Here is a 15,544-nt window from a genome sequence, read left to right as displayed (position 1 = left end):
CTCATGTGTCTTATCGATTCAAGACACGCTGATTAGGCCTCGCCGCGGCATCGCGCAACGCCCTCGCGCTGGCTGAACGATCACCGACAATATGGTTAACCCGCCACTAACCATTTTGGTGGCAGACTGTTTGATGCAGGCCTCCGGGGGGATGGCTCCCCGGGCGCCGTGCGGGAGCATGACCATGGCGACGCGTTCGGGACCGGCAGCAGGCGACCTGTCGATATCGGAAATCAAGGAATTCGCGAGCTTCCCTGCGGCGACGCAGCGCTATATCCGCCGCTCGCTCGACATCGGGCTCGAGCGCGACGATGCGATTGCGCGCTGGTCGCGCGACATGGTCGAGGAAACCGCGATCCGCGTCCAGGCGCGCGTCTACCAGCGGCTCATCGACGTGCGCGCACATATCCCCGACGACAGCGGCCTTGACGCGCTCGAACATTTCATGGCGCCGCTGATCGCGGTGTCGGCCTTCGACCTCGGGCAGGACCGGTTGCACGCCTTCGCACCCTATCGCTTCCTTTACGAACGGCTGCTTGGAGCCCATGCGCGGCCTTGGCTGCCCGGCGCTTTCTGCGCTGCGGCGTCGCTCCCGCACCTGCATCCCGACAAGCGCCGCGTGCTGCTCCAGTCGATCAGCGAAGCCGCTGCGACCGCGCCGGGCTGGTCGGCGCGCGAGCCGAGCTTTTATCCCGAATGGGTCGACAAGATCGACGAGACCCGGCCGGCGAATTGAGCGCTTCCGGCACCAGCCGGAAACGATTCAGGTCAGCGCGCGGTAGAGGCCGAAGGCGCTGGTGGCGATCAGCACGATCCCGACCATGACGAGCATCAGCTTCGGTGAGAAGCGCTTCGCCATCATCGCGCCGAGCGGGGCCGCTGCGACGCCGCCGATGATCAGGCCGAGCGTCGGGCCGAGCACATCGTCGAGGCCGAGATGCCAGATGAAGGTTGCCGAAACCGCGACCGCCAGGAAAAATTCGACGCTGTTGACGGTGCCGACGACCTTGCGCGGTTCGCCGCCCTGGACGAGCAGGTTCGAGGTGACGACCGGGCCCCAGCCGCCGCCGCCCGCGGCGTCGAGGAAGCCGCCGACCAGCCCGAGCGGTGCGATGACGGTCGGCTTGCGGATCTTCGGCGGGTAAAGGAGCCCGCGCACGAGCAGCCAGACGCCAATCAGCACCAGATAGCCGAGGACGAAGGGTTTTACGGCTTCGGCGTGAAGCGACGCGAGGACGGTGGCGCCAAGGACGCCGCCTATCACGCCGGGGATGAGCAGCCGGAAGAAGAGCGGCCAGTCGATGTTGCCGTGGAACAGGTGGCTGAGCCCCGATGCCGCGGTGGTGAAGACTTCGACGACGTGGATGCGCGCCGATGCGGTCGCCGGCGGAACGCCGAGCACCGCGACAAGCAGCGTGTTACAGATGACGCCGAACGCCATTCCGAGCGCGCCGTCGACCAGCTGCGCGGCGAAACCGATGACGATGAAGGGCAGCAGGGACGCAAAGTCGATAGCCGCAAAATCGATCATAATTCATCCCAACCCTTTTGATTGACAACCTGCTGCCGGGATTCACAGCACGGCGCCAGCCCAATTTTTCTGCGTGCGGCAAAGGGATTTGTTTCTGCGCCTGATCGAACCGCTTCGAACCCCCATCAACCGGTAATTTCGTCGGGCAGATATTCGCGCACATAATCGATGAACGCGCGCAGCTTCGGCATCACCTGCTTGCGGCCGGGGTAATAGAGGAAGAGGCCCGACGTCGCGGCGGCATAGTCGGTGAGCACCAGCTCGAGCTCGCCTGTCTCCACCATTGCCTTGGCCATCGGTTCGGCCATCATGCTCAGCGCAACCCCGGTCCGCATCGCGACGAGCGCGGCGATCCAGTCGTTGACGATCACCGGTCCGGTGACGCCGACGTCGAACTCGCGGTTCCCCCGCTCGAACGTCCACGGCATCAGCGCGCCGGTCGCAAGGCGAAAGCGGATGCAGCGGTGGTCGCGCAAATCTTCGGGGGTTTCGGGGCGGCCATGTTTGTCGAGATAGGAAGGCGCGGCAGCGACGACGAAGCGGAAGGGGCCGGTCAGACGCACCGCGATGACATCGGCGTCGAGCGATTCGCCCATCCGTACCCCGGCGTCGAACCCGCCGGCGCTGAGGTCGGCGAGCGCGTCGTCGGCGTAAATCTCGAGCTCGATGTCGGGATAGGTTTCGCAGAAGCCCGCGATGATCGGTTCGAACAGCGGCTGGACCGCGCCGCGCATCAGGTTGATGCGAAGGCGGCCGGCGGGGCGGTTGCCGAGGTTGCGCGCCGCTTCATAGGCATCGGCCAGCCCAGTATAGGCGGGCGCCGCGCGTTCGAGGAACATTTCGCCCGCCTGCGTCAGGCCGACACTGCGCGTCGTGCGCATGAACAGCGGCGCGCCGACGCGCGCTTCGAGGGCTTTGACGGTCTGGCTGATCGCCGAGGGTGAGACGCCGAGGTCGGCGGCGGCGGCGGAAAAGCTCCGCCTTTCCGCGACACGCAGGAAGGCTTCGATCCCGTCGAGCGCCCCATGAGGGATTGTTAAATCCTGCTTCAAAGCACTTGCAGATTATAGAGGATTATCTATCTGCGCAACCGCGACTAAAAAGGTTGCACAAAGAAACGAAAGGAACTCTCTCCCATGGCCTATCAGCTCTCCTCTTATCGCCGTTTTCCTGCCGCTTTTGCCATCGTCGCCGCCTCGGCGCTCGCCTTCACCGGCCTGATGGCGACCGCGAGCCCCGCTTATGCCCAGTCGGGTAGCGACTATCGCTGCGCGGGTCTCGCCGAGCAGGCGCATGTCGCCGCGAACGGCGCCGAAGCCGGCAAGCAGTCGAGCGCCAAGCGCTTTGTTTCGACCGGCAAGAAGCTGTGCGAAGCGGGCAACGAACGCGCCGCTGCCAAGCAGTTCCGCGCCGCGCTGAAGATCGCCGGCGTCGCCGAAGTCGAAACCGACAGCCAGATGGCGTCGCGCTAAGACAGACTGACACCAATCTCCGGACCGTCCTCTCCCTCTCCCCGACGGATCCACCAAACTGGGGCGGCACTCGCAAAGAGGCCGCCCCATTTGTTTGTGCGCCGGGTGTGGGTTAGGATGATCCGCGACATGTCCGGCAAACCGCCCCGCCGCGAAACGCCTTCCGATCGCCCGGCCGCGAAGGCCGCGGCGCCGCTTTGCCGGTACGAAGAGCTGGCGATGCGCGAAAACCGGCTGCGGAAAGAGCGCGCCGCGAAACGCGAGGCCGAAACGGATTAGCGCCGCCGGTAACGGAAATACCAGACCTCGTGCCCCTGCGCGCGCGCCTTGGCTTCGTAGCGCGTTTCGGGCCAGCCGGCGGGACGGACGAGGAAATCCTGCGCATCCTTCGCCAGCCATTCAAACTGATGGCGGTGGCGGCGCATCACCATCAGGGCGTGGGCCAGATAGATGGGGTGGTCGGTGCCGAAGCGGAACTCGCCGCCGGGTTTCAGCTTTGCCGCGATCAGGTCGAGCGGGCCGTCGTTCATCATCCGCCGCTTCGCATGGCGCGCCTTGGGCCAGGGGTCGGGATGGAGCAGGTAGGCGAAGGAGAGCGCGCCGTCGGGAATGCGCCGCAGCACTTCCAGCGCGTCGCCATGGTGGATGCGGACATTGCCGAGCGGAAGGCTCGCGCCATGATCGCCCGCGACATGGACGAGCGCCTGCGCGACGCCGTTGATGAAGGGTTCGGCGCCGATGAAGCCATGATCGGGCAACATGTCGGCGCGCCCCGCCATATGCTCGCCGCCGCCAAAACCGATTTCGAAATGCAGCGGGCGGTCGTAGCCGAAGAGGCGCGTCGCGGTGACCTCGCCGTCGAGCGGTACCGCGATCTGCGGCAGCAACGTATCGACGAGATCCTGCTGGCCCGCGCGCAGGGGCTTGCCCTTCGAGCGGCCATAGAGGCGGTTGATCGTCGTGGGATCGCCGGGCTTGTGCGCTGTCATGCCGCGCGCGTTAGCGCCGCGGCCCGGCCGCCGCAAGGCGGCGCGTCGTCAAGCTCGGCCGCAAGGCGGCACGTGGCAAAGGAGGCGCGTGGTCAAAGCGCGTCGCTGTTGACGCTGATCGACTTGCTGTTGCCCCAGGTCGGAACCGTGGTGACACGGCGGTTGGCCTTGACGATCTCGATGACCCGCTGCGGAGAGGGCAGTTGGTCCTGCGCGACGAAGCCGACGTTCTGCGCCGCGGTGATGAGGGTGATCGAATAGCGCGGCGTCGCCGGAGCCTCCTTGTCGGCCATCGCTATGACCTTGGCACCCGGATCGGGACCGACCCAGATGCCGTTGCCATTGTCCCCCATCGCAAGCAGGTAATTTTCGGTGTCGGCGTTCTGACGATAGAGGGCCGCGTTGCCGCCGATATCGGGATCGCGGCACCAGCGCACCGCGGCGAGCGCTTTTGCCGATTCGGGCGTGGGTTTGGCCTTGGTCTTGCTTTGTGCCGTCGCCATGCCGAGCAGGCCCGACATCAGGTCGGCGCCGCCGTTTTTCGGCGCATCCTTTGCGGCTACCGGAAAAGCGAGCGGGGCGGGGCAATCGGTCACCGGCGCCGCGTCGGGCGCTGCCGGGATTTTTCGCGGCCATTGGACCTCGGCCAGCGCGGCGTCCATCCACTGCGACAGTTCGGCGGGAGAGCGGGTCTGCGACGAGGCGCGCAGCTTCACATACCAGCCCCCGACCGGAAGCATCATCACCCCCGAACTGCGATAGGGGCCGCTTTTCGGTTCATAGACGGCCTTCAGCCCCGACGCGCTCGATTGCCCCGGCGGGACGAAAGCCTGCGGCCCCACGGCAATTGCCGGACGGCCAAATGTATTGCGGTTCTCGATCCCCCATTGCGCCTGCGCAAACCACACCGGAACCGCGCCGTTCGTGTTGCGAAAGATGTAGAAGGTGAGCGATTCGGCGGCGTTGCCGACGGTATAGGAGAGGCCGACGTCGAGGTCGTCGGCGGCATAAGCCATGCCGCGGTCGCGCGGCGCGCCACCGAGCGTCGCGGGGATGCTGATACCGCTATGCTTGTGTTTCCAGGCCTTGCCCGCTTTGAGCGGGAGCGGCTGTTGCGCCGCTGCCGGCGTGCCGGCAACCATTACCGCTGCCATGGCCCCCAAAAGGGCCTTCAACCAATGACTTGCCATGTGCGATATCCCCCGATCCGCAGCCGAGGCTGTCAGATCGGGGCGGTGTTGGCAAGCGCCGGTTGGTGCCTCAGGCGGCGATCGCGGCCTTCAGCTTGTCGACGAGGTCGGTGCGTTCCCACGGGAAGGCTTCGCCCGTCGCGGTGCGGCCGAAATGGCCATAGGCCGCGGTCTGCTTGTAGATCGGCTTGTTGAGGCCGAGGTGGGTGCGGATGCCCTTGGGGGTCAGGCGCACGAGCTGCGGGATCGCCTGTTCGATCGCCGCCTCGGTGACACCCTCGGCTGCCGTGCCGTGCAGGTCGACATAGATCGACAGCGGTTCGGCGACGCCGATCGCATAGCTCAGCTGGATCGTGCAACGGCGCGCGAGGCCCGCCGCGACGATATTCTTCGCCAGATAGCGCGTGATATAGGCAGCCGAGCGATCAACCTTCGTCGGGTCCTTGCCGCTGAACGCGCCGCCGCCGTGCGGGCTGGCGCCGCCATAGGTGTCGACGATGATCTTGCGGCCGGTAAGGCCGGCGTCGCCATCGGGGCCGCCGATCTCGAAACGACCGGTCGGGTTGATGTGATAGACGGTGTTCGCGGTGAGCAGCTCGGCCGGCAGCACGTCGGCGATCACGCCGAGCACATATTTGCGCAGCTCGGTATATTTCGCTTCGTCGCCTTCGCCGTTGTGGAAATAATAGCCCGGCGCATGCTGGGTCGACACGACGATCGCGGTCGCCTCGACCGGGCGCTCGTTGGCATAGCGCAGCGTGACCTGGCTCTTGGTGTCGGGCTCAAGGAAGGGCGCGGTGCCCGCCTTGCGGTCGGCGGCCATGCGCTCGAGGATCTTGTGGCTGTAATCGAGCGTCGCGGGCATCAGGTCGGGGGTCTCGTCCGACGCATAGCCGAACATGATCCCCTGGTCGCCGGCGCCTTCGTCCTTGTCGCCGCTTTCGTCGACACCCTGCGCGATATGCGCCGACTGGGCGTGGAGGTTATTTTCGAAGCGGAAGCTTTCCCAGTGGAAGCCGTCCTGCTCGTAACCGATTTCGCGCACCGTCTTGCGCACGGTGGCTTCGATCTCTTCGAGTGCGCCCGGTGCCCATTCATCATTTTCGAACACGCCCTTGCAGCGGATTTCGCCGGCAAGGACGACGAGCTGGGTCGTGGTGAGCGTTTCGCATGCGACGCGGGCTTCGGGGTCCTTCGACAGGAACAGGTCGACGATCGAATCGCTGATCTGGTCGGCCACCTTGTCGGGATGTCCTTCGGACACGCTTTCGGAGGTGAAGAGGAAGCTGTTGCGCATGGAGAGCCTTCTGTGAACGGATATAAAGGAAGCTTTATGTCGGTGTGCTGTTAACGCCCGCGCCGACGAAAGGCAATGGCCAGCGCGAACAGGAGCAACGCAAACCCGACGGGCAGCATATTGCCAAACCGGGCGAAGAGGGTGGGGGCATGGGCGGGGGGTAGCCGCGTGTCGATGCGTCCCGCAGCGTGCATGGGCAGCGATTCGAGCAGCCGGCCATCGGCGCCGATCACCGCACTGATCCCCGTCGGGGTCGCGCGCACGACGGGCAGGCCTTCCTCGATCGCGCGCAGCCGCGCCTGCGCCAGATGCTGCGGCGGCCCCCATGCGCCGAACCAGGCGTCGTTCGACGGGTTGAAGATGAAATCGGGGCGGTGGGCGCGGTCGACGACCTGTCCCGAAAAGATGATTTCGTAACAGATCTGCAGTCCCGCCCGCCCGAAGGCGCCAAGGTCGAGCGTATGCGGGCCCGGACCGGGCCAGAAATCGATGTCGCCGGGGGCGAGGCGCGACAGGCCGATCGCCGACAGGATCGGCCGCATCGGCAGATATTCGCCATAGGGGACGAGATGCGCCTTGTCGTAGCGCGGGCCGAGCGTTCCGTCGGCGTGCACCGTCATCACCGCGTTGCGCGCGCCGACGACGTCGCCGGCCTTGTCGAGTTCGAGCTTGAGCGCGCCGAGCAGCATCAGGTCGTTCGGGTTCATCAGCCGGACCAGCCGCGCGCGCGCTTCGGCGGGTGTGCGGTCGTAATAGGGTGTCGGATAACCGGCTTCGAGATAGTCGGGCACCGCCGCCTCGGGCCACAGGATCAGGCGCGGGGTGGCGTCCTTCGGCGCGGTCAGCCGCGCGAGCTTGGCGAAATTGGCGTCGGCCTTGCTGCCCTCCCACTTGTCCTGCTGGCCGACATTGGGCTGGACGACGGTGATCGGGACCCCGCGCGCGCCCTTCGAGCGGACCGCGGCGTCGGCGCTGCTCGCCATCTGTGCCAGCGTTGCCGCACCCCACAGCAACAGCACCGAGGCGAACAGCCCGGCCGCGGCCTTGGGGCGGCGGAGCCACGCGAGCAGGAGAGTGGCGGCAAGCAGGACGATCAGGCCGCTCATGCCATAGGTGCCGATCCATCGCGCGGGCGCCGCAACATGGGGCACCGCGATCACCCCCAGCGGATTCCATGCAAAGCCGGTGAACACCCAGCTCCGCAGCCATTCGGTGAGCGTCCACAGCGCGGCGAAAGCGAGCAGGAAGGACAATGTCGTTGCGGGCGCGGTGGGCCGTGCGGTCCGGCCGACCAGCCAGGCACCCCACGCCGCGAGCGCGGGATAGACCGCGAGATAGAGCGACAGCAAGACGACCGCGATCCACCCGAGCCACGCGGGCATTGCGGCCTGGTAGGTGAAAGCGGTCGCGATCCAGCCCAGCCCGACGACAAAATGGCCGACGCCGAACGACCAGCCGAGCCCGAAGGCGCGCCAGCCGCGCGGGCTCCGTGCCACGAGCGTCATCCACCCGCCAAAGGCGATGAGGGTCAGCGGCCAGAGGTGAAGCGGCGCAAAACCCGTCGCCGAAACGGCGCCGAGCAACAGGGATAGAAGCTTTGGCCAGCGGTCGGCGAAAGCGGCGATGCGGGAAGAGGTCGCGGTCACGCGCGCTGCTTTAGCCGCGCGCCGCGATGGCGACAATGGCGCTTGCCAAATCCTGCACCATTGGCCAACTTCCGCGCCGGTCGCGCAGGGCAGGACATGGGCGGGAGACGCGTATGTGGTGGGCGATAGCGATGCTGCTCGCGGGCAGCTATTCGGATATGGTGAAGGATCCGGCGGCCGACGCCGCCGAGGCGGCGGTGGCCGGCGAGGATTTCGAAACCGCAGGCTATGCGATGCAGGCGCCGGGCTGGCTCGACGCCTTGCCCGAGGCGCGTCGCCGCGAGGTGCGCTGTGTGACGCTCGCGGACCAGGTGCTGGAAGATGTTGGTGGCGGCCTTCGCAAGGACAGCCTGGGCCTGACCACCGCGAAAGCCGATATGCTGGCGGCGCGGCTGACCGAGGCGATCATGGTCGAGAATGGCTATAGCGAAGCGGGGGTGACCGCGATCTACAACGCCGATTTCGAAGCCATGTCCTGGCAAAATCAGGAGCGCAGCGAGGCGCAGCGCTCGGCCGCGATGGCGCAGGACCTCGGCCGCTGCCGCGCGCTGTTCGACAGCATCGATCTTTCGGGTGGCGCAGCGCGGGCACTGACCCCGGTCGCCGGGCCGAACGCCGCGCAATGCTATGCGATCGTCAATGTCCTCGCCGACCGCGCCGAACTCGCCAGCCCGGAGCAACGCCGGATCGAGGCGATCCGCGCGCGCCTCGAAAAGCGTCACTATGCCGATCGCGGTACGGGTGAAACGGCCGATATGGAACTGAACGACGAAGTCGTGCGGTTCGATCCCGAAGCCTTCGACGCACTGCCCAAAGCGATTACCGAGCCGCGGCGCGCGGCCTGTTTCGCGATGGCGGGCGGCTAGGCCGCGATCAGAGCATATATTTCATCCTGATCGACTGGCGCATGTCGCCCGTGACCACAAAGCTCGCCGATTTGAAGCTCGGCGGGCCGACGGTGATCGTCGGGTTGCGCGAAAAGCCGAAGCCTTCCTTGGGCAGGAAGATCGCCGTATCCATCTTGTTGTTGCTATTCTCGTCGTGGACGACCGCGATCGCATAGGTGCCCGTTGCGGGGGCGCGGACGGCGAAATCTCCGGCATCGGCCGCCTTCACCGCCATGCGAACCGATCCCGTGTCCTTGCTGCAATCGGGGAAGGCCTTGGGGTTGGTCGTCAGGCACACCAGCAGCTGCCCCTTCGTGTTGCGCAGCCCGGTGATGCTGACGTCAACCGTCGGTGGCGGTGCGCTCGCGGCGGCGGTGAGCAGCAACAAAATCGCCGAGCCCGATATCCGTGCCGCACGCCATGTCCCAGAAGCGGAAATAGAGCCCATAATTCCCCCGGTAAGCGGCGTGATGCTGCTCGTGATGCGTCGCGGTTATCAGCCATCGCCCCGCGGGTCCATGCACCAGCGCGCGCGGAAACATCTCCCACCCCATATGATTGCCGACGCCCATGAGGGTCATGATCGCGAGCACGAGACCGAGCATGGCGACATGGATCGGAATGAAGAAGACGAGCGCCGGGATGACGACCGCGCCGGTGACCGCTTCCAGCGGATGGAAACTCATCGCCGCCCATGCTGTCGGCGGCCGGCTCTCGTGATGGACGCTGTGCGCGACGCGGAACAGGCGCGGACGGTGCATCCAGCGGTGCGTCCAGTAGAACCATGTGTCGTGGAGGAGAAGGTAAGCGAAAAGGCTGACCGGCAAATACCAGAGCGGAAAGGCGTCCCAGTCGGTGTAGATACGCGTCCAGCCGTGCGCCTGCCATCCCCATGCGACGATGCCGGCGGGGATGCCGTAGATCGCGGCGCTCGCAAGGCTCCAGCCGATCTCGCGCTTCATCTGGCGTTCGAGCCCGCGATAGAGGCCGGGATGCTTCAGCCGCGTTGCAAAGGCGAAGGCGCCGCTGGTGATCAGGTAGCGCACCCCGACGATCGCGGTCATCGCAAGCGCGGAGAACAGGATCGCCCAGCCGGTCATCGCGCAAGGCTAGTCGCTCGGCGCGGTGTTGCAATGGCTTTCGCCGGGGCGGCAGGCGGGCTAGGGCAGGGGGATGGCGGGGCAAAGCATCGATAAATGCGATATCGCGATCGTCGGCGGCGGGCTTGCCGGCGGGCTGGCGGCGCTCGCGCTGGCGCGGCAGCGGCCCGACCTCGACGTCCGGCTGGTCGAACCGGGGCCGGTCGGCGGCAACCATGTCTGGTCCTTCTTCGACAGCGACATCGCGAAGAAGGATCGCTGGCTCGTCGCGCCGCTCGTGCGCTATCACTGGCCGCGCTACGACGTGACCTTCCCCGCGCACCGGCGCACCATGCGGATGGGCTACAAGAGCATCACCGGCGAGGCGCTGGCTGAGGCGGTCGCGGCGGCGCTGCCCGAAGGCCATGTCATCGCCGACAAGGCGAAGCATGTCGCGCCCGACCATCTGCTGCTCTCGCGCGGCGGGCGGCTTTCGGCGAAGCGCGTCATCGATGCGCGCGGCGCGGGCAAATTCCCGACGCTCGACTGCGGCTGGCAGAAGTTCGTCGGGCAGGCGCTGACCGTGACCGGCGGGCACGGCGTCGACCATCCGGTCGTGATGGACGCGACGGTCGAGCAGAAGGACGGCTATCGCTTCGTTTATCTGCTGCCTTTCGATGCCGAGACGCTGTTCGTCGAGGATACCTATTATAGCGACGATCCCGACCTCGAAGTCTCCCTTATCCGCGAGCGCATCGCGGCCTATGCTGCCGCGCAGGGCTGGGACATCGCCGCGACGACGCGTGAGGAAAGCGGCGTGCTGCCGGTGGTGATCGCGGGCGATTTCGACCGGCTGTGGCCGGCATCCGACCGGACAGCGCGGATCGGCGCGCGCGCCGGGATGTTTCACGCCACCACCGGCTACTCGCTGCCCGACGCGGTGCGAACCGCCGCGGCGCTGCCGTCGCTCGTCGACCGCAGCGATTTCGCCGAGGTGCTGCGCGACCTCGCCCGGGTCTCCTGGCGGCGCCAGCGCTTCTACCGGATGCTCGGCGCGATGCTGTTCCGCGCCGCCGAACCCGATGCGCGATATCGGATCTTCGAGCGCTTCTACCGCCTGTCGCCGCGCCTGATCGCGCGCTTCTATGCCGGCCGCTTGACCACCGCCGACAAGCTGCGCATCCTTTCGGGCAAGCCGCCGGTGCCGATCGGCCGGGCGATCGCCGCGCTGGCGAAACGCGACTGGCGATGACGCGCCGCGCGATCGTCGTCGGCGCGGGGTTCGGCGGGCTTGCGCTCGCGATCCGGCTGCAGTCGGCGGGGGTCGCCACGACGATCGTCGAAGCACGCGACGGGCCGGGCGGGCGCGCCTATCATTGGGTGAAGGACGGTTTCACCTTCGACGCGGGGCCGACCGTCATCACCGATCCCCCGTGCCTGCAGGAATTGTGGGCGTTGACCGGGCAGGACATGGCCGCGGACGTCGATCTGGCGCCGGTCATGCCCTTCTATCGTCTTAACTGGCCCGACGGCACCAGCTTCGATTATTCGAACGACGAAGCCGCGCTCCGCGCCGAAATCGCGAAGCTCCACCCGGCGGATGTGGAGGGCTACGACCGTTTCCTCGCGTATTCGAAGGGCGTCCATGAACAGGGCTATGTGAAGCTTGGTGCGGTCGCCTTCCTCGACTTCGCGTCGATGATCAGGGCGGCGCCGGCGCTGATGAAATATCAGGCGTGGCGCAGCGTCTATTCGATCGTGTCGTCCTATGTGGAGGACGAACGACTGCGGCAAGCCTTGTCGTTCCACACCCTGCTCGTCGGCGGCAATCCGATGACGACGAGCGCGATCTACGCGTTGATTCACACGATCGAAAAACAGGGCGGTGTCTGGTTCGCGCGCGGCGGCACCAATGCGCTGGTGTCGGGCATGGTGCGGTTGTTCGAGCGGCTGGGAGGCACGCTGCGGCTCGACGATCCCGTGACGCGCATCGAAACCACCGCCGACCGGGCGACGGGGGTGACGACGCGCAGCGGCTGGTGCGGAGATGCCGAAATGGTCGCGTGCAACAGCGACCTGATGCACAGCTACCGCGATTTGCTGGCGGGGCATCCGAGGGGGGCGAAGGCCGCGCAGAGCCTGTCGCGCAAACGCTGGTCGCCCTCTTTGTTCGTCGTCCATTTCGGGGTCAAGGGCACCTATCCCGATGTCGCGCACCACAGCATCCTGTTCGGCCCGCGTTACAAGGGGCTGCTCGACGATATCTACAGGAACGGCGTCGTGCCGGGCGATTTCTCGCTCTACCTCCACCACCCCAGCGTCACCGATCCCGGCATCGCGCCGCCGGGCCATTCGACCTTCTATGCGCTCGCCCCTGTCGCGCATCTCGGCAAGGCGCAGGCGGACTGGGACGGCGCGTTCGGGCAGCAGTTCGCCGATGCGATCATCGAGGAAGTCGAACGCCGCGTGGCGCCGGGGCTCCGCGCCAATCTCGTGACCCGCTTTCACTATACGCCCGCCGATTTCGGCCGCGACCTGTCGGCGCATCTCGGCAGCGCGTTCAGCCTCGAGCCGGTCCTCTGGCAAAGCGCCTGGTTCCGCGCGCACAACCGCGACGATGTGATTTCCAACCTTTACTTCGTCGGCGCGGGGACGCATCCGGGCGCGGGTATCCCGGGGGTCGTCGGCAGTGCCAAGGCGACCGCCAGTCTGATGTTGGAAAAATGATGAAACGCCTTGCCGTCTATTGCGGGTCCGCGACCCCCGAAGATCCGATCTATGTCGAAACCGCGCGCCACGTCGGCCGCACCTTGGCCGCGCGCGGCATCGGCGTCGTCTATGGCGGCGGCCGCCTCGGCCTGATGGGCGCGGTCGCCGACAGCGCATTGGAAGCCGGCGGCGAGGTGATCGGCATCATCCCCGACGCGCTCGTCGGCGCCGAAGTCGCGCACCGCGGCTGCACCGAGCTGCACGTCGTTTCGGGGATGCACGAGCGCAAGAAGATGTTCACCGACCTCTCCGATGGCTTCCTGACCATCCCTGGCGGCGTCGGTACGATGGACGAGTTGTGGGAAGCGATCAGCTGGGCGCAGCTCGGCTATCATGCCAAGCCGGTCGGGCTGCTCAACGCCGCGGGCTTCTATAACGACCTGATCGCGTTCAACCGCCATATGGTCGAGGTCGGCTTCATCCGGCCCGCGCACGCCGGGATCATGATCGTCGATGCGGGGCTCGACGACCTGCTCGACAAGATGGCCTCATACGAGCCGCACAAGACGATCTTCGCGATGAAGGCCGAAAATCTGTAATGATCGCGGCGGGGGCCTATGACGCACATGCCCTCCACGGTTTCGCGCACGACAGCATCGCGCGCGGATCGAAAAGCTTCGCGCTGGCGAGCCAGCTTTTCGATCGCGAAACGCGCGAACGCGTCTGGTTGCTCTACGCCTGGTGCCGCGCCGCCGACGACCTGACCGACGGGCAGGATCATGGCGGCGCGATGACGCCGGGTCATGATCCGGTCGCGGCGGTCGCGCATATCCGGGCGCAGACCGGCCGGGCCTTTGCCGGCGAACCAACCGGCGAGCCGGCGTTCGACGCGCTGGGTTTCCTGCTCACCGAGGTCGCGATCCCGCGCGCGGTGATCGACGACATCATCGCGGGTTTCGAACTCGACGCGAAGGACTGGCGCCCGCGCAGCGAGGACGATCTGCTGCGCTATTCCTATCATGTCGCGGGCGCGGTCGGGGTGGCGATGGCGCTCGTGATGGGCATCGATCCCGCCGACGAAACGACACTCGACCGCGCCTCCGATCTCGGCATCGCTTTCCAGCTCGCGAATATCGCACGCGACGTTGCCGAGGACGCCGCCGCCGACCGTTGCTACCTGCCCGTCGAATGGATGGTCGAACTTGATATCCCGCCAGGGCAGCATATGCACCCCGCCTTCCGTCCGCGCCTCGCCGTGATGGCGAAATGGCTCGCCGAAATGGCGGAGGAATATGAAGCGTCGGCGCGCTGGGGCGCGCGCAAGCTGCCCCCGCGCAGCCGCTGGGCGGTGCTCGCCGCCGCGGGCATCTACGGCGATATCGCGCGCGAGGTGCGCGCGCGGGGCGACCATGCGTGGGACCACAGGGCGTCGAGTTCCCTGGGCGCCAAGCTTGGCTGGGTCGCGCGTGCGGGCTGGTCGGTGCTCCGCCGCCCGCCGCAACGGCGGATCAGCCGCGAGGGCCTCTGGACGCGTCCGCGCGGGCGGGCCAGCGCATGAGCTATATCGAGTGGATCGCCGCGGCGTTCGTGCTCACCAACGTCGCGCTCGTCGCGCTGCGCAGCGTGTGGAACTATCCCTTCGCGCTCGTCGCGGTGACGCTTTACGCCTTCGTCTTCTTCGAAGCGAAGCTCTACAGCGACATGCTGCTCCAGGGCTTTTTCTTCGCGCTCAACCTCTATGGCTGGGCCGCATGGATGCGCGCGCGCGACGATAGCGGGGTTCCGGTGCGCTGGATGACCGACCGCGCGCGCCGCGGCTGGGCGTCGGCGACGATCGCCGCCTGGGCGTGCTGGAGCTTTGCAATGGACCGTTATACCGACGCCGCGGCGCCGTGGATCGACGGTGCGATCGCGATGCTCAGCGTCACCGCGCAATGGCTGCTCGCGCGCCGCCGGGTCGAAAGCTGGTTGCTGTGGATCCTCGTCGACCTGATCGCGATCCCGCTGTTCGCGTCGCGCGGCCTTTATGCGACCAGCGCGGTCTATGTCGTTCTGCTGGGCCTCTCGATCGACGGACTGATCCAGTGGCGCCGCGCCGCCGCGACGGGCAGGGTGGCGCTATGACGCGGCATATCTGTCTCCACGGCGCCGAAAGCACCGGCAAGTCGACGCTAGCGCCGCGGATCGCGCTCCGGCTCGGCGGGCTTGTCGTACCCGAATATGGTCGCACCTATGCCGAAGCGAACGGCACCGACCTCGACGAGGTCGACCTGCTCGCGATCTTCGACGGCCACCGCGCAGCAACGCGGACCGCGCTCGCACAACGGCCCGACTGGCTGGTTTCGGACACCGACCCGCTGATGACACAGGCGTGGGCGATCATGCTGCTCGGCCGCCGCCTGCCCGAGATCGATCAGTGGCACGAGGTCGCCGACCTGTATCTCGTCCCCGCGATGGACCTGCCCTGGCAGGAGGACGGCACCCGTCTGTTCGGTAGCGAACTCGCACGGATGCAGTTCATGGCGGTCGCGATCGGCGAACTCGACCGGCGCAAACTCAAATGGGCGTGGGTTGGGGGCGAAGGCGATGCGCGGCTCCAGAGCGCGCTAGCCGCGATCGCGGCGGAGTTGCCCTGACCGAATTTGTGGATGGGGAAAGTGTCGGCTTTGGGGTGGCGACCGTTCTTCTCCCCTCCCGCAAGCGGGAGGGGCAGCGAGGCTTGCGAACTTGTTCGTTAGCCGCAG

Annotated in this window: 18 protein-coding genes; 10 read left to right on the top strand and 8 right to left on the bottom strand. The window is 66.7% G+C overall.

Translation table 11 applies throughout. The features are described from left to right. Positions 1-184 precede the first annotated feature (184 nt). Positions 185-736 (top strand): hypothetical protein, encoded by a 552-nt coding sequence (locus VGN62_RS05890; RefSeq protein WP_327451787.1) that lies wholly within the window; start codon positions 185-187, stop codon positions 734-736. Positions 737-763: 27 nt separating this feature from the next. On the opposite strand, the gene VGN62_RS05885 is transcribed toward VGN62_RS05890, so the two are convergent. Further along, positions 764-1,531, bottom strand: coding sequence for a sulfite exporter TauE/SafE family protein (locus VGN62_RS05885; protein WP_327451785.1), 768 nt, complete (start codon positions 1,529-1,531; stop codon positions 764-766). Between the two features lie 125 nt (positions 1,532-1,656). Beyond that, positions 1,657-2,583, bottom strand: a complete 927-nt coding sequence (locus VGN62_RS05880) for a LysR family transcriptional regulator (RefSeq protein ID WP_327451783.1) — start codon at positions 2,581-2,583, stop codon at positions 1,657-1,659. A gap of 84 nt (positions 2,584-2,667) precedes the next feature. Between VGN62_RS05880 and VGN62_RS05875 the strand changes: the two genes are divergently transcribed. Further along, the gene (locus tag VGN62_RS05875; protein ID WP_327451781.1) at positions 2,668-3,003 is read left to right on the top strand and encodes a hypothetical protein; all 336 of its coding nucleotides are present in this window, start codon (positions 2,668-2,670) and stop codon (positions 3,001-3,003) included. A 117-nt stretch (positions 3,004-3,120) separates the two neighbouring features. Continuing rightward, the gene (locus VGN62_RS05870) at positions 3,121-3,282 is read left to right on the top strand and encodes a hypothetical protein (RefSeq protein ID WP_327451779.1); all 162 of its coding nucleotides are present in this window, start codon (positions 3,121-3,123) and stop codon (positions 3,280-3,282) included. Here VGN62_RS05870 and trmB read toward each other — a convergent pair. The 4 genes from trmB to lnt all read right to left on the bottom strand — a co-directional run bounded on the left by trmB (position 3,279) and on the right by lnt (position 8,125). Beyond that, on the bottom strand, positions 3,279-3,992 hold the full coding sequence (trmB, locus tag VGN62_RS05865; protein ID WP_327451777.1) for a tRNA (guanine(46)-N(7))-methyltransferase TrmB: 714 nt from the start codon (positions 3,990-3,992) through the stop codon (positions 3,279-3,281). The genes VGN62_RS05870 and trmB overlap by 4 nt on opposite strands. Positions 3,993-4,084: 92 nt before the next feature. Next, positions 4,085-5,146 (bottom strand): hypothetical protein, encoded by a 1,062-nt coding sequence (locus tag VGN62_RS05860; RefSeq protein WP_327451775.1) that lies wholly within the window; start codon positions 5,144-5,146, stop codon positions 4,085-4,087. Between the two features lie 106 nt (positions 5,147-5,252). Continuing rightward, entirely contained in the window at positions 5,253-6,479 is a 1,227-nt protein-coding gene (gene metK / locus VGN62_RS05855) for a methionine adenosyltransferase (protein ID WP_327451773.1), read from the bottom strand. A 50-nt stretch (positions 6,480-6,529) separates the two neighbouring features. Continuing rightward, positions 6,530-8,125, bottom strand: a complete 1,596-nt coding sequence (lnt, locus tag VGN62_RS05850) for an apolipoprotein N-acyltransferase (protein ID WP_327451771.1) — start codon at positions 8,123-8,125, stop codon at positions 6,530-6,532. Between the two features lie 113 nt (positions 8,126-8,238). On the opposite strand from lnt, the gene VGN62_RS05845 reads away from it, so the two are divergent. Further along, positions 8,239-8,991: a hypothetical protein gene (locus tag VGN62_RS05845; protein ID WP_327451769.1), complete on the top strand. Its 753-nt coding sequence runs from the start codon at positions 8,239-8,241 to the stop codon at positions 8,989-8,991. Positions 8,992-8,998: 7 nt separating this feature from the next. Here VGN62_RS05845 and VGN62_RS05840 read toward each other — a convergent pair whose 3' ends face one another. Together VGN62_RS05840 and VGN62_RS05835 are read right to left on the bottom strand one after the other, a co-directional pair. Further along, positions 8,999-9,397, bottom strand: a complete 399-nt coding sequence (locus tag VGN62_RS05840; protein WP_327451767.1) for a DUF2141 domain-containing protein — start codon at positions 9,395-9,397, stop codon at positions 8,999-9,001. Continuing rightward, entirely contained in the window at positions 9,354-10,112 is a 759-nt protein-coding gene (locus tag VGN62_RS05835; protein ID WP_327451765.1) for a sterol desaturase family protein, read from the bottom strand. The genes VGN62_RS05840 and VGN62_RS05835 overlap by 44 nt, the downstream gene beginning before the upstream one ends. A 73-nt stretch (positions 10,113-10,185) precedes the next feature. Here VGN62_RS05835 and crtY point away from each other — a divergent pair, with 73 nt between their 5' ends. From crtY to VGN62_RS05805, 6 genes are read left to right on the top strand one after another with little or no spacing between them, the layout of a single operon-like run. After that, on the top strand, positions 10,186-11,343 hold the full coding sequence (gene crtY, locus VGN62_RS05830; protein WP_327451763.1) for a lycopene beta-cyclase CrtY: 1,158 nt from the start codon (positions 10,186-10,188) through the stop codon (positions 11,341-11,343). After that, a complete protein-coding gene (locus VGN62_RS05825; RefSeq protein WP_327451761.1) occupies positions 11,340-12,818 on the top strand; it encodes a phytoene desaturase in 1,479 nt (492 codons plus the stop codon). The genes crtY and VGN62_RS05825 overlap by 4 nt, the downstream gene beginning before the upstream one ends. After that, positions 12,818-13,399 (top strand): TIGR00730 family Rossman fold protein, encoded by a 582-nt coding sequence (locus tag VGN62_RS05820; RefSeq protein ID WP_327451759.1) that lies wholly within the window; start codon positions 12,818-12,820, stop codon positions 13,397-13,399. The genes VGN62_RS05825 and VGN62_RS05820 overlap by 1 nt, the downstream gene beginning before the upstream one ends. Then, the gene (locus tag VGN62_RS05815; protein ID WP_327451757.1) at positions 13,399-14,358 is read left to right on the top strand and encodes a phytoene/squalene synthase family protein; all 960 of its coding nucleotides are present in this window, start codon (positions 13,399-13,401) and stop codon (positions 14,356-14,358) included. The genes VGN62_RS05820 and VGN62_RS05815 overlap by 1 nt, the downstream gene beginning before the upstream one ends. Then, complete coding sequence (pnuC, locus tag VGN62_RS05810; RefSeq protein WP_327451755.1) at positions 14,355-14,924, top strand: nicotinamide riboside transporter PnuC; 570 nt, start codon at positions 14,355-14,357, stop codon at positions 14,922-14,924. The genes VGN62_RS05815 and pnuC overlap by 4 nt, the downstream gene beginning before the upstream one ends. Continuing rightward, the gene (locus tag VGN62_RS05805) at positions 14,921-15,436 is read left to right on the top strand and encodes an AAA family ATPase (RefSeq protein ID WP_327451753.1); all 516 of its coding nucleotides are present in this window, start codon (positions 14,921-14,923) and stop codon (positions 15,434-15,436) included. The genes pnuC and VGN62_RS05805 overlap by 4 nt, the downstream gene beginning before the upstream one ends. The last annotated feature ends 108 nt before the right edge of the window (positions 15,437-15,544 follow it).

Source organism: Sphingopyxis sp. (genome assembly GCF_035998905.1).
Lineage (GTDB): Bacteria > Pseudomonadota > Alphaproteobacteria > Sphingomonadales > Sphingomonadaceae > Sphingopyxis.
This window is presented reverse-complemented; position numbering and strand designations above follow the sequence as displayed.

What these genes read in the sequence shown, in the direction of transcription:
- VGN62_RS05890 (WP_327451787.1), top strand. Translation starts at nt 185, where the DNA reads ATGGCGACGCGTTCGGGACCGGCAGCAGGCGACCTGTCGATATCGGAA.
- VGN62_RS05885 (WP_327451785.1), bottom strand. Translation starts at nt 1,531, where the DNA reads ATGATCGATTTTGCGGCTATCGACTTTGCGTCCCTGCTGCCCTTCATC.
- VGN62_RS05875 (WP_327451781.1), top strand. Translation starts at nt 2,668, where the DNA reads ATGGCCTATCAGCTCTCCTCTTATCGCCGTTTTCCTGCCGCTTTTGCC.
- VGN62_RS05870 (WP_327451779.1), top strand. Translation starts at nt 3,121, where the DNA reads ATGATCCGCGACATGTCCGGCAAACCGCCCCGCCGCGAAACGCCTTCC.
- trmB (WP_327451777.1), bottom strand. Translation starts at nt 3,992, where the DNA reads ATGACAGCGCACAAGCCCGGCGATCCCACGACGATCAACCGCCTCTAT.
- VGN62_RS05860 (WP_327451775.1), bottom strand. Translation starts at nt 5,146, where the DNA reads ATGGCAGCGGTAATGGTTGCCGGCACGCCGGCAGCGGCGCAACAGCCG.
- metK (WP_327451773.1), bottom strand. Translation starts at nt 6,479, where the DNA reads ATGCGCAACAGCTTCCTCTTCACCTCCGAAAGCGTGTCCGAAGGACAT.
- VGN62_RS05845 (WP_327451769.1), top strand. Translation starts at nt 8,239, where the DNA reads ATGTGGTGGGCGATAGCGATGCTGCTCGCGGGCAGCTATTCGGATATG.
- VGN62_RS05835 (WP_327451765.1), bottom strand. Translation starts at nt 10,112, where the DNA reads ATGACCGGCTGGGCGATCCTGTTCTCCGCGCTTGCGATGACCGCGATC.
- crtY (WP_327451763.1), top strand. Translation starts at nt 10,186, where the DNA reads ATGGCGGGGCAAAGCATCGATAAATGCGATATCGCGATCGTCGGCGGC.
- VGN62_RS05825 (WP_327451761.1), top strand. Translation starts at nt 11,340, where the DNA reads ATGACGCGCCGCGCGATCGTCGTCGGCGCGGGGTTCGGCGGGCTTGCG.
- VGN62_RS05820 (WP_327451759.1), top strand. Translation starts at nt 12,818, where the DNA reads ATGAAACGCCTTGCCGTCTATTGCGGGTCCGCGACCCCCGAAGATCCG.
- VGN62_RS05815 (WP_327451757.1), top strand. Translation starts at nt 13,399, where the DNA reads ATGATCGCGGCGGGGGCCTATGACGCACATGCCCTCCACGGTTTCGCG.
- pnuC (WP_327451755.1), top strand. Translation starts at nt 14,355, where the DNA reads ATGAGCTATATCGAGTGGATCGCCGCGGCGTTCGTGCTCACCAACGTC.
- VGN62_RS05805 (WP_327451753.1), top strand. Translation starts at nt 14,921, where the DNA reads ATGACGCGGCATATCTGTCTCCACGGCGCCGAAAGCACCGGCAAGTCG.